The following is a 13,228-nucleotide window of genomic DNA, read 5'->3' as shown; positions in this document are numbered from 1 at the left end:
TGCTTAGAGAAGATTGCAGGATGCGGACTCTGGCCTCTACCTTTACGGTTAAAATTCAAGGAAACATTTATGAAAAAACTTATCGCCAAGGTTGCATTTGTCAGCTCGTTTGCCTTCGCTTCAACCCAAGCTTTTGCTGTGGCCCCAGGTGGTCCAGATTGTGGTTGGGGCAACATGCTTTTTGAAGGTTCTTCAGGTCTGGGATCTCACATTGCCGCTTCCTTTACCAATGGCACCAGTGGTAATGCGACTTTCGGTATGACTTCCGGAACAAACGGTTGCTCACATCAGGGTACGCTGACCTACAGTGGCAAGGCGATGATCAATTTGTCTTCTGTGATGGACGAATTTATCAATGATGCGGCCAAAGGCGAAGGCGAAGCCATGACAGCCGTTGCCGTATCAATGGGTATCGAAGGTGAAGACCGCGAGCACTTCGCTGCGACCATTCACAACAACTTCGACGCAATCTTCGCGAGCGAAGATATGACCGCAGAAGAAGTTTACAGCAACATCAACGTCGTATTGAAAAACGACGCTCGTCTAGCTCGCTACGCAGTCTGACGTAAAATACCAATGGCGGCTTCAGCCGTCATTGGCCTCTCTTAGATTCTTCCCTCACTTTCTTCGAACTTCTCATCGCGTGTTTTTACGATTGTTTTTTATTTGTCTCTGTGCGATTTTGGCTACGGATGCCAAGGCTCGTGCATCGATTTCTCAACAGCAGCTGGCTGGCATAGCTAACTCACCAGAATGGTCGCGATTGCTGCATTATCGTGAGTCTGCCATCGGTGGCGCTCGCTCACAGGTGGATGGCGACACCTTTTTTCTGTCTTCTCAAGGCTATGAGTTACCAGATTCCGAGTTGTCAGCAACCTTGTCTGCATTACAGTTACCTCCGTCCGAAAACCTCAATGAGCATGCGGTGTGTCGTTTTCCTGAGCGTTGGCGATTTTTGAATGATCGTGTGGGGACGCTTGATACTGAGGTTACGCCAGCAGACTGTCCGGAATTTCAGGAGTGGTTAGGGCGTGTGAACCCCCACAGTGTCAGTTTAATTTTCGCCTCTTATTATCTGAACAGCCCTTCGTCCATGTTTGGGCATACGTTTTTACGAATTGACCCTGAAGATGTGGAGTCTGGCTCCACTTGGTTGTCCAGTGTTGCCAACTTTGGCGCTCAAGTGACACCGGGTGACAATTCGCTGTTGTATTCCTACCGTGGTCTCTTTGGTGGTTATCCGGGCTATTTCAGCGTAGTGCCTTACTATGAAAAGATTCGCGAATACAGTCGCTTGGAAAATCGTGATCTGTGGGAATATCGATTGAATCTTTCGGCGGAGGAAAGTCGGCGGTTAATTTGGCACTTGTGGGAACTTCGCGATATCCGGTTCGATTATTATTTTTTTAAAGAGAACTGCTCCTATCGCCTCCTTGAACTGCTGGAGTACGCTCGACCCTCGGTCGTCTTGACAGAAGACTTTCATGTACGAGCCATTCCAATCGATACGGTACGGGCAGTTGAAGATGCTGGTATGATCGCCGATGTTCATTATCGCCCCTCGGCGTCGGTAAAACTCAGTGCAGATTTGGCGTCTTTAACCTCAGAACAGCAGCAGATTGCCTATCAATGGGTTGAAACGGGCCAAGCGCCTGAGTCTCTATCCCGATCCAACCCCAGGACGCGAGCAAAAATTGCCAGAGCGGCCTATGGATATACACGTTTTCAGCAGTTGGATGCCCGTCGTGACTCAAGCAAGGCTCGATTGTCGCTGGCATTGCTGCGTGAAATCAATGCAGGTCCGGCGTTGGAAGATGCTGATATCGAGCGCCCTTCTAACCCAGAATCCGGGCATGACAGCCGCATGCTGTCATTGGCCGGTGGTTCGAGTGATCATAACGCACTCGGCGATTTGGAGTTTCGTTTTAGTTACCATGACCTTACCGACAATCCTCGTGGTTACCACCCTGGCGCAGCTATCAATCTGGGGCGTCTACGACTGCGGCAGCGGGAGGGGGAGTCCGTTAAAGTTGAACGCTTGGTGTTGGCGCAGATTGAATCTCATTCGCCGCAAACATTATTCTTTGACCCACTGACGTGGCGGGTAAAAGTAGGCGCAGAACGTCTCTACTCGGCGACGGACTCTGGATTGGCTCCTATGGTTGATGGTGGTGCGGGGATCACACTGCCCCTGTCGGACGAATGGTTGGGATATGGTCTGGGGATGGCAAGAGTTGAGCACCATCAGACTGATAGGTCGCGTTTTGCGCTGGGTGCCGGTGGTTTGTTGGGGGTATTGTGGACCGGTGAATACTTGTCGCTTCAAGCTGAATCTGAGTGGTTGGCGATGTCTGATGGCGATACACGAGGCCGGACACAACTTACTTTGTCACATCCCTTAAGTAAAAACCTGGCATTGCGATTTAATATCTCGCGCCATCGTCAATTTGGGCACGACTACAACGAAGGCCTACTGGAGATTCGACGTTTTTTTTAAGAGGGAGAGGGCGACAAATTGGTGTTAACAGGGGGGAGGATGTCTCGCATCAAGCGCAGGTTGGCGCAAACAGCGGTCACGGTAAGACTAGGGCTCTTTTCTCTGCGAATTTCACTACTCCTACTGGGTGCAATGATGCTGACGGGGTGTACTGGATTGTTTTTTTACCCCCAGTCCAAGTTGCTCCAAACGCCTGCTGCCTACGACATTTCTTGGCAAGATGTATGGCTAAAGACTGCCGATGACGTCAAGTTACACAGTTGGTGGCTGCAGGCCAAATCGCCCTCGAGGGGGGTGATATTGTTTTTACACGGCAATGCCGAGAACATCAGTACGCATATCGCGAGTGTCGCCTGGCTGGCCGATGCCGGGTTCGATGTGCTTGCCTTGGATTATCGCGGGTTCGGGCAATCGGAGGGGGATCCGTCTATACCGGCGGTTTATGCGGACCTGGATGCCGCCTATCACTGGTGTTTGGATTCTGCGGATAAACGCTCTCTGCCTGTCTTAGTGTTGGGGCAAAGCCTTGGGGCGGCGTTGGCAACCACTTGGCTAGGAAGCCTCCCAGATGATGCTCAATTGCCCAATGCTGTGGCGTTAGATGCTGTATTTTCCAGTTATCGTGGAATTGCCCGCCACGCCGTGGCTCAGCATTGGTTAACCTGGCCATTACAAGCTTTGGTGCCTGTTTTGGTGCCCGGTCGGTTTGACCCCATTGATTTTTCGAAAGATATCCAATCTCCGGTGCTTTTTTTTCATAGCCGGGAAGACCAGGTGGTGCCTTTCGATGATGGTCGCAGAACTTTCGATGCGGTGCGTTCTCAAAAGGTGTGGATTGAAACCCAGGGGCCTCATATCAGCACTTTTCACGATACCGTTAATCGGCAGCGACTAGTAGACTTTTGGATCGCTAATAGCTGAATGACTCAGACGTCTTATGCCGTAAGAGCAAAGACATCGAATCGATACCGGCAAAAAAGCGTAAAATTAACTGTCAGTGACTCAGTCTTTCGTATGGCAACTTTTGCGTCGCCCAATACGTAGATACCGCTATTGGTTGGAATCGACGCCAGGAACTACACACGATGATATTTGTCTCAGCAATAAATCTTTACGCAAGTTTACGTGTCAGGCAAGATGGCAACTTTTCGCTGAGAGACGCCTAATACTCTGTGATGGCGACAACCGATGCGTCTGACGCCCAGAAAAGATGGCGTTAGTTAGCGACATTACATTCCTCTGCGTTGCCGATGTCTGTGACGGCGCAGCATAATCAGGAGATTGTTGAGACACTATGTCGACGAACAAACCACTTTTTTCCTCCAATTACGATGCGCTCAGTTCACAGCTCTGTGCTTCCAAGAATTTATTGATTATTCAGGATCTGGATGGTGTCTGTATGGGGCTGGTCCAGGACCCTCTTTCACGCCAGATCAGTACTGACTATGTTTTGGCTGCGGCTCAATTGGATCGCCACTTTTTCGTCTTGAGCAATGGCGAGCACATTGGCCGCAGAGGTGTCAACGGGATCCTCGAGAAAGCCTTTAAGGATAGACGCAAACCCCGCAATTCGGGCTTGTTATTGCCGGGTTTGGGTGGTGGTGGTGTACAGTGGCAAGACCGCCACGGTACCGTGGCTCATCCCGGTGTCAGCAAGGAGGAGTTGGATTTTTTACGTTCTGTTCCCAAGACGTGCATTCAATTCTTCCGTCGCACACTTCATCGTGCGCCATACAACATTCCCGATAACGTTCTCGAATCATTGATCGCCGCCAGCATACTGGACAATTTGGTTTCACCCACGGTGAACATTAATAATTTCTTTATGCATTTTCAGGAATCGCCCGAACTGTATCGACATCTACAGAAAGATATGGAACAGCTCATGGCGAGCTTGCTGCAAAGTGCTTCACAGAGAGGATTAAATGACAGTTTCTTTGTGCACTATGCGCCGAATCTTGGCCGCGACGAGCACGGCGAGCGAATTAAATACTGTTCCGGTGAGGATTCCGGCACGACGGATTTTCAATTTATGTTACGTGGCGCGGTAAAAGAGGCGGGCGTTCTGGTTATCTTAAATCATTACTACTACGTGCATACCGGACATTACCCTTTGGGAAGAGAGTTTAATGTGCGTGTGGCTCCTTCGGATCCCGCTGAGCTACTCAAGCTGGTGCAGGATCATTTTGACCCTGCGGCCATGCCAACGATTCTCGCGGTTGGAGATACCATCACCTCTCAAGAGGTTGACCTGGGTGAAGGCAATCAAGTTTTACGCGGAGGCAGCGATCGTGGATTTCTGACGCTGGTACAGGACATTGGTATCAGTTTTGGTGCGGATAATGCTGTGGTATTCATTGACAGCAGTGGCGGTGAGGTTCGCCGACCATCAGTTGGCAAGCTGCCTTTCCCTGCCGTTGCAACAGAGTGGAGCGATAGCCACTGGCAATCTCTCAAGGGAATCAGCGATCCTGCTGATCCCTTGTGGGTTAATTATTGTTTCAGTGGTCACGAGCATTACGTTGACTGGTATTGTGGTTTTGCTGATCGTTTCGCAAGCGCCTAATCGATAAGTTTAAAAATTTCTACGTTAGGCAGTCTGCTGCTCATCGATGTCGTCATCCTCGTCATCGATGGGTGTTAAGTCCATTTCGAGTTCTGACGCCGGTTCATGTTGATAAGGTGTCAACTTATTCCAGGCATTGAGCGCGGCAACTTTGTAAGCTTCCGCAAGTGTGGGGTAGTTAAAGGCGGAGTTAATAAAGTAGTCCAGTTTGCCGCCTAGGGTTAATACGGCCTGGCCGACGTGGACTAGTTCTGTGGCACCTTCGCCCACCACATGTACGCCGAGCAGGCGTTGGTCTTCAATACAAAACAACATTTTTAACATGCCATCTCTTAGCCCAAGGATTTGGCCGCGAGCCAGTTCCCGAAAGCGCGCGACACCAGTCTCATAGGGAATGCCTTTTTCCTTAAGCTCTTTTTCTGTGGCGCCAACCATGCTGATCTCGGGTACGGCATAGATGCCGTAGGGGAAATAATCGAGCTGGTTAGTGTATTTGTGCCCAAACATATGACAAGCCGCCAGACGTCCTTGCACCATCGAGGTTGCTGCTAGACTGGGAAACCCGATGACATCACCAGCCGCATAAATGTTATCTACACTGGTTTGGAAGTAGTCATTCACGGTGACGCGACCGCGTGCATCGGCTTGTAAACCTGCGTTTTCGATGTGAAGTAAATCGGTGGCTCCCGATCGACCTGCGGCGTAAAGCAGCATATCTCCCTGAATTTTTTTGCCGCTGACAAGTGTGGTTACGACCTTTTTGCCTTGTCGCTCAATTTTGGCAACCTGTTCTTCCAATTGCAGAACCGTACCTTGGTCTCTGAGTTCGTGTTGAAATTCGTCGATGATTTCTCTATCACAGAAACCCAATATTGAAGATCGTTCTTCGACGAGTGTGACGGCAACATCGAGCGCTGAAAAAATAGTTGCAAACTCAACCCCAATGACACCGCCGCCTATAACGGTCAGAGAGCGAGGCATTTTTTCGAAATGTAGAATTTCATCGCTGTCGAATATCATTTCACCATCGAAGGGAACATGGTCGGGCCGATGAGGTCTCGTACCAACAGCAAGCAAAACATATTCACTTCTAACGTGGAAGGTCTCTCCGGAAAATCGTGAAATTTCCAATGTATGGGCGTCGAGAAAGCGCGCTTCTCCATTGATAACGTGAACACCATTGCGAGTCAGTTGAGTCCGCATGACCTCCACTTGGTTGTCCAGAGTGATTTTAACCCTTTCCAGAACATCGTGTGGTGTGATGATGTCTCGCTCACGATGGCTGATTCCGTAGAATCCCCGCTGTTTAAAACCAGTAAGATAGAGTACGGCTTCGCGTATGGTTTTACTGGGTATGGTGCCTGTATGAACTGATACGCCGCCCACTTGATAATTGCGTTCAACAATGGCTACGCGTTTGCCTAGCTTGGCTGCTTGTACGGCCGCGCGCTGGCCTGCGGGGCCGCTACCAATCACAACCAGATCAAAATCTTTCATTACCTTACCTCAACATGACACGGGTCACCTCTGGCGGGTTTAGTTGCAGAGGTGGCAATCACTGTGAGCCAGTAGGTCAACGACAGATCTTGGCTGACTCTAGAGATGCCTGAAAAATAAACACTTCTTACTTTATAGTAGCTTAGGCGTTGGCGTCGTGCTGAGCAGTTGGGGTTTTTGGGTGGTGGGTGCGAGGTTTCCAATCAGTTTAAGTGGATAAATTTGGCCGGTCGAGAAGTTGGCGAATATCATCGGCAGCATTTTGTGTATCAAAATCCAGAAAACCATGGCCCCATTGCGGCCGGTCATGGATAAACCCCAGTTGTAGATAGTCGGAAATCCGCCAGGTTGCTTTTCGCAGATCGTCGTTAGGATTTATAACGTCAATCCGTTGACTGAGTTGTCGAACAACGTTGGGAAAGTTCGGTGCGTATTCAAATGCAGCGTGATGACCCCATTCGTAATTTTCACCTCCGCGTAAATTTTCCGCAAAGGATTCGGCCATCATCTCAAATGTATTTCCCGGTGCGGCGTATTGTTGAACTTTTTGCCAGAGCGTGTGAAAGCGGGTGCCCTCTGCATCCAGGGGAATGGGAGCAAAATAGGTTTTTGCGGCGTCTAGTTCAGCCGATAAGAAGACCGGTGCGCCGATCATAACCATTCTCTCCACGGAGAAACCTCGCAGACGCGCCATTTCAGCGGCAACCAGTGACCCTGTGTGATAGCCCAAAATGTCGACGGTGGTAATGTCGAGCTGGTCCAGCAGTTCCCATATGCTTTGTGCGTAGTCGGTAATAGTAACTGCAGGCGATACCGGAGGTGGGTCTGACTCTCCGTAACCTGGATAATCCGGCGCAATAACGCGTCGATCAACGCCAGCCGCAGCCATAAAGCGAGCAAAGATTCGTCCTGATTTTGGGCTCATGTGCAGGCACAGAAGTGGACGCTTGGCCGGCTGGGTGCTGGCTACAGCTTCCGACAGCCGAACGTGAATTTGCCCGTAGTCATTGTCGAAAAAATATCGCCTGACATTAACCTTTGTTACCTGCGTCATTACCACCTCCGTTACTTGACTCTGGAGAGTGGCGTGTAATCAGATTAACGTCAAGCGGTTAGGCCTGATTAAAAATCAATCAGTTTGTTAACTAACGATAACTTGCAAGGCAGGGGTGAACTTTTTAAGCATCGCACGACTCTACGTCTCAACTTTCAGTATGGCGCAGATGTCCAGTCAGCTCGTCTGTCTGAGGCGTTCTTCTGCCAGGTCCCTGTAATCCATAACAGTAAGAAGAGGTGGATGCGGATGTTGGACGTCACTCAGCTTAGCCGTAAGTACGGCGACTTCACAGCTGTAGACAATGTCAGTTTTACCATTGGAAAAGGTGAAATCGTAGGGCTTCTCGGCCATAACGGTGCTGGCAAAACAACCATTATGAAAATGCTGAGCGGTTATCTGGAGCCCGATTCTGGTTCGGTCGTCGTGGACGACCTCGCTCTGCACCAATCTCCCGAAGCGGTACAAAAGCAGCTTGGCTATTTACCGGAAAGTCCGCCGCTCTATCCTGAAATGACGGTAGCCGATTATATGGATTACGCGGCCGAGCTCAAAGGTCTGCGTGGCGATACCAAGTTCGAAGACATCAAACACGCTTTGCGCGCTACCGACCTTCTTGAAAAAATACTGGAGCCTATTGCGACTCTGTCGAGAGGTTTCAAACAAAGAGTCGGCGTCGCACAAGCGCTATTGGGGCGCCCAAGATTATTAATTCTTGACGAACCCACCAATGGTTTGGACCCCGAACAGACGCGCCTTATGCGTCAGCTTATTCGCGATATTGCGAAAGAGGCGACGGTGATCCTGTCGACTCATATTATGCAGGAAGTCAGCGCCGTTTGTTCCCGGGTCTTGATTTTGAGATCCGGGAAACTGGTGGTGGACTCCCATTTGGATGATTTGCAATCCAGTGTCGGAATCTTGGTTGATACCAGCCTTTCGGCGACTGAACTGCAAAATATCATGGCCGGAAAAATCGGAGCGACAGTGACTCAAGTTGGGGGTGAGTCGAATGGCATTCGCAGCCTGCGAGTCATTCTCGAGGATGTGACCAACGTCACGGAGACTCGGTCACGTTTAGCTCAGCTCATTGTTGCTGCTGGTGGGCAGCTTTACGGATTGCGTTCAGAGCAAAAAGATCTGGAGGCCTTGTTTCGCGAGGTCACAGAAGTCGGCGGGCAGGAGGTCAGTCACCATGCAGCCTGAGGTTAAACCCGCAATCACTTCGCACAAAACTGCAATAGCTCGTATTGCGGCAAAAGAAATCGCATTGTTTTTTGCGTCTCCCATTGCTTGGTTATTTTTAGCGGCATTTGCCGCGGTGACTCTGTTTGTCTTTTTTTGGGGCGAAGCCTTTTTCTCGCGCAACATTGCTGATGTGCGGCCATTGTTTGAATGGATGCCGGTGCTATTGATCTTTCTGAGTGCCACCTTAACCATGCGACTGTGGAGTGAAGAACGTCGCTCCGGGACATTGGAATACATTCTGACGCGAGGGGTTCCTCTGTGGCAGTTCGTGGTGGGAAAATTTGTCGGGTGCTTGGCTCTGCTGGTGATCGCTCTTTTTATCACGTTGCCGCTGCCATTAACCGTCGCCAATCTTGGCGATTTAGATTGGGGGCCGGTGCTGGGTGGATACCTGGCTTCGTTGTTGTTGGGTGCGGCTTATTTATCGATCGGTTTATTCGTCTCTGCTCGTAGCGATAATCAAATCGTCAGTTTAATTTCTGCTACGGCATTGTGTGGGGCTTTTTACCTTATCGGTTCTCCTGCGATAACCGATTTGTTCAGTGGTAATGTGGCGGATGTTTTGCGCCAGTTCGGAACCGGCTCTCGGTTTGATTCCATTACCCGAGGCGTCATTGATCTACGAGATCTCTATTATTACCTGAGCATTATTCTCGTCTTTTTGACATTGAACGTGCTGGTTTTAGAAAAAGATCGCTGGATTAGCCAGCGTCGGCCAGCGCATCGTCGTTGGTATGCGATTTCGCTTCTGGTTATTGCCAACGCGCTTGGTGCCAATCTTTGGCTGGGGCAGATTTCCGGGTTGCGAGTTGACGCCACCCAGGGAAGCATCTATTCGATTTCACCAGCAACACAGGCATATTTGGACCAATTGAAAGAGCCGCTCTTATTGCGTGGATATTTCAGCAGTAAAACGCATCCGCTGTTGGCGCCACTGGTCCCGCAACTCAAAGATCTTTTACGAGAGTATGAGGTCGCCGGGCACGGAAAAGTTCGGGTTGAGTTTGTCGATCCGCAATCGTCACCAGAATTAGAAGAGGAGGCTTCCAAAACTTACGGTATTCAACCCGTGCCTTTTCAGGTTGCCGATCGCTATCAGTCTTCGATAGTAAGTTCCTATTTTAATGTTCTTGTCGAGTATGGCGATGAGGATAAAGTACTGGGGTTCCAAGATCTGATTGAAGTTCAGGCTCGTAGTGAGTCCGATTTAGATGTCCAGTTGCGCAATCCAGAGCATGACTTAACTCGGGCTATTAAGTCGGTGATGAACTCGTGGCAAGGCGGTGGCAACCTATTTGATACTGTCAAGGGAGATATCACGTTTAATGGCTATTTTTCCAGTGACAGTGAACTGCCGGAAGCGTTGGTTACATTGAAGAAAGATATTACGAACGAGCTAGATACCATGGCTGCAGAGGCGAACGGGCGCTTTAAGGTGAATCTGGTTGACCCTGCCGCTAACGGTGGTGCGGTCGCGCAAGAGATTGAAGAGAACTACGGTTTTCGACCCATGGCGACCAGTTTGCTCAGTGAGGATCAGTTCTATTTTTATATGACGCTGTCTCGTGACGACCAGGTCATTCAGGTACCTCTAGATGATATGACTGCTGAAGGATTTCGCCGTAACCTGGAATCTGGTGTGAAACGTTTTGCCAGCGGCTTCACAAAAAATGTCGCTCTAGTGGTTCCAAACTCGGGTGCGGCTCAGGATCCTTACGCGCAAATGTACGGACCTACGGGGCCGCAGTTCAATCAGTTGCAGAGCTTTCTGGGTGCAGATCTGAATGTGGTTCAGGAAGATCTTTCCGACGGCAAGGTTAGCGGTGATGCCGATATTCTGATGTTGGTTGCACCAGAGTCTATGGATGAAAAATCCCTGTTTGCTGTTGATCAGTTTCTGATGCAAGGGGGGACTGTCATTCTGGCGACTTCGCCTTTCAGTGCAGATCTTACTCAGCAGGGTTTGTCCTTGGCAGAAAAAAACAGTGGATTGGATGACTGGTTAAAGCACAATGGTTTGACCATAAGCCCGCAGCTGGTGATGGATCCACAAAACGCTGCCTTTCCTGTACCAGTAACACGGGATGTTGGTGGCTTCCAAATGCAGGATATCCGTATGTTGGATTACCCCTATTTCGTGCAAGTCCGAGGGCAAGGGCTGAATGGTGAGAATTTAATTACCTCTGAATTGCCTGAGGCAACGTTGGCTTGGGCGTCACCTATAGACGTTAGCTCAGAGCAGAACTCCCAAAGGACGATTACGGAGCTGTTACGCAGCTCCAATGATGCTTGGTTGTCGGAGTCGCTCGATGTTATGCCCAAGGTTACTGATCAAGGGCTTAGCGCGTTCTCGCCAGAAGGTGAAACCGGCAGCCAGCTGTTGGGTGTAATCAGTCAGGGCAAGTTTGACTCTTTCTTCGCTGGCAAAGCATCGCCATTGGCGGCAGCGGCAGCTGCTGCGAACGACAAGGCAGCCGAAGACGGTGCAGAAGAGGACGCTGAAGTCGATGCGCCGACCGAGGAGGGGGGCTTGCAGGTTAATCGGGTTATCGATCATTCGCCGGAATCCGCACGCATTATTCTGTTCAGTTCCAATGATTTTCTCCGGGATCAAATATTACAGCTGGCGGGATCGGCGCAGCGGTCTGAGTATCTGAACACGGAGCAAATGATGGCCAATGCGGTGGATTGGTCGCTGGAAGATTCTGGCTTATTGAGCATTCGTTCTCGTGGACATTTCAATCGTACCCTGGTGCCGATGGAGCGCGGGCAGCAGATGTTTTGGGAGTATTTGAATTATGGTTTGGCGATTGCGGCCATTGTGATCATCGCATTGTTCGAGAGACGCTATCGCCGTGGAAAGGCACGCCGCTACGCGGCACTGCTGGCTGAATGAGCGGAGGAGTAGTTATGCCAACAACCGTTAAAGTTTTGAGTGGTGTATTGATTGTACAGATCTTGCTCGCGGCGATCCTGTTCTGGTCCGATCAGCAGGCAGAGTTTTCAGAACAAAACCAAGCTTTGGTAGCCTTCGATGCTTCGGCAGTCGATCGGATGGTTATTGGTGGTGAGGGCAGTGATGTCACGCTTGTTCGCCAAGGGGGGATTTGGCTGGTGGATGGAGAAACCCAACTACCGACTCCGACCGGTAAAGCAGCTGCGGTAGTTACGCAGTTGGCTTCTGTGCAGCGGGGTTGGCCAGTGGCTGCCACCGAATCCAGTCAGTCGCGTTTCGAAGTGGGGGATGATTCCTTTCAACGGCATATTCAAGCTTACCAGGGCGACAAGGTGTTGGCGGACGTGTTTCTCGGCAGTTCTCCTTCTTTTCGACAAGTTCATGCCCGGCTTGCTGGAGAGTCGGACATTTTTTCAGTGAAGCTGGCGAACTTTGATTTTCCGAGCGCAGCGGATGACTGGCTGGATCACAGTCTGCTGGCGGCTCCCCAGCCCGTCGAAATTCGAGGTTCTAAATTTACCCTATCGAAAACCGATGCTGGCTGGCAGGCAATGACTGTAGACGGCGTTAAGGTTGAGGCGGATTCCAGCAGCTTACAGCAGTGGGTGGATCGATTTAAAAACCTGTCTGTTCTAGGCGTTGCCGCGAAAGCACCGGCAGAATCAGAAAGTGTTGAGTATGCGTTGACGGATGCTGACAACAAGGTCGTGAATTACAGTTTCGCCCACACGGGAGATCAGTATCTGGTGCGCTCTGGAAAGCGGCCAGAGTGGTTTACCATCGATAAAGTGATTTTTGACGCCGTGCAGATGCCAGCATTTGCTACCGATGACACGACGAATGAGGTATCTACACCCGAAATCGCTGTACCCGCGAGCTCAGATGAGTCTGCAGAACCTCAAGACCCAGAGGCGGAGTAAACTGTCGTTCAAAACACTGTTGGCGCCGATGGAGAGCTTGAATATCATTCCTCGCTCCCCCACATAATAAGTAAATAAGATGTGGGAGCGACAATGAGTCATCTGATTATTACCTGCCCGTCCTGCTTGCAGAAAAATCGCGTCAGCAATGAGCGTTTGAATGACAGTCCTCGCTGTGGCGGTATTGCTGGATTGTTGGGCTCCCTGGTGCGGACCTTGTCGCAATTTCGCACCCGTCTTTGCTCAGGCCGCCGCTCGCTACGAGCCCCGTTTACGTTTTGTGAAACTGAATACCGACGAGAACCCTCAGAGCGCGGCTCGATTTGCGATACGATCTATACCAACTTTACTGTTATTGCGCCAGGGGCGGGAAGTTGCTCGTGTGAGCGGTGCCCTGGCTCCCTCACAGCTAGATCAGTGGTTGGCAGAGCAGTCTGTTCTCGGAAAAGCAGCGTAGCTTTTTCGCCCGCGAAGCGAATCCAGCGCTAAA

Annotated in this window: 10 protein-coding genes and 1 pseudogene; 9 read left to right on the top strand and 2 right to left on the bottom strand. The window is 50.4% G+C overall.

Annotation, left to right across the window (positions count from 1 at the left end):
- The first annotated feature begins 69 nt into the window (after positions 1-69).
- The 4 genes from ACXAFR_RS23320 to stpA all read left to right on the top strand — a co-directional run bounded on the left by ACXAFR_RS23320 (position 70) and on the right by stpA (position 5,063).
- Complete coding sequence (locus ACXAFR_RS23320; protein WP_475181584.1) at positions 70-564, top strand: DUF3015 domain-containing protein; 495 nt, start codon at positions 70-72, stop codon at positions 562-564.
- A gap of 118 nt (positions 565-682) precedes the next feature.
- Positions 683-2,497, top strand: coding sequence for an Lnb N-terminal periplasmic domain-containing protein (locus ACXAFR_RS23315; RefSeq protein WP_475181582.1), 1,815 nt, complete (start codon positions 683-685; stop codon positions 2,495-2,497).
- Between the two features lie 39 nt (positions 2,498-2,536).
- Entirely contained in the window at positions 2,537-3,418 is an 882-nt protein-coding gene (locus ACXAFR_RS23310; RefSeq protein WP_475181581.1) for an alpha/beta hydrolase, read from the top strand.
- Positions 3,419-3,791: 373 nt separating this feature from the next.
- Positions 3,792-5,063, top strand: a complete 1,272-nt coding sequence (gene stpA, locus ACXAFR_RS23305; protein WP_475181579.1) for a glucosylglycerol 3-phosphatase — start codon at positions 3,792-3,794, stop codon at positions 5,061-5,063.
- Between the two features lie 24 nt (positions 5,064-5,087).
- Here stpA and sthA read toward each other — a convergent pair whose 3' ends face one another.
- Positions 5,088-6,560 (bottom strand): Si-specific NAD(P)(+) transhydrogenase, encoded by a 1,473-nt coding sequence (gene sthA / locus ACXAFR_RS23300; protein ID WP_475181578.1) that lies wholly within the window; start codon positions 6,558-6,560, stop codon positions 5,088-5,090.
- Between the two features lie 208 nt (positions 6,561-6,768).
- The gene (locus ACXAFR_RS23295; protein ID WP_475181575.1) at positions 6,769-7,614 is read right to left on the bottom strand and encodes an alpha/beta fold hydrolase; all 846 of its coding nucleotides are present in this window, start codon (positions 7,612-7,614) and stop codon (positions 6,769-6,771) included.
- 249 nt (positions 7,615-7,863) lie between these two features.
- Between ACXAFR_RS23295 and ACXAFR_RS23290 the strand changes: the two genes are divergently transcribed.
- The 5 genes and pseudogenes from ACXAFR_RS23290 to trxA all read left to right on the top strand — a co-directional run bounded on the left by ACXAFR_RS23290 (position 7,864) and on the right by trxA (position 13,195).
- Positions 7,864-8,820, top strand: a complete 957-nt coding sequence (locus tag ACXAFR_RS23290) for an ABC transporter ATP-binding protein (RefSeq protein WP_475181574.1) — start codon at positions 7,864-7,866, stop codon at positions 8,818-8,820.
- The gene (locus ACXAFR_RS23285; protein ID WP_475181571.1) at positions 8,810-11,758 is read left to right on the top strand and encodes a Gldg family protein; all 2,949 of its coding nucleotides are present in this window, start codon (positions 8,810-8,812) and stop codon (positions 11,756-11,758) included. The genes ACXAFR_RS23290 and ACXAFR_RS23285 overlap by 11 nt, the downstream gene beginning before the upstream one ends.
- A 14-nt stretch (positions 11,759-11,772) precedes the next feature.
- Positions 11,773-12,738, top strand: a complete 966-nt coding sequence (locus tag ACXAFR_RS23280; RefSeq protein WP_475181569.1) for a DUF4340 domain-containing protein — start codon at positions 11,773-11,775, stop codon at positions 12,736-12,738.
- A gap of 93 nt (positions 12,739-12,831) precedes the next feature.
- A pseudogene (locus tag ACXAFR_RS23275) lies at positions 12,832-12,888 on the top strand (hypothetical protein); the annotation flags it as partial.
- A gap of 10 nt (positions 12,889-12,898) precedes the next feature.
- On the top strand, positions 12,899-13,195 hold the full coding sequence (trxA, locus tag ACXAFR_RS23270; protein WP_475181567.1) for a thioredoxin: 297 nt from the start codon (positions 12,899-12,901) through the stop codon (positions 13,193-13,195).
- The last annotated feature ends 33 nt before the right edge of the window (positions 13,196-13,228 follow it).

This window comes from Pseudomaricurvus sp. ABR4_320, from assembly GCF_056159445.1.
Note: the sequence above shows the minus strand (reverse complement) of the source record. Positions and strands in the feature narration are given on the sequence as shown.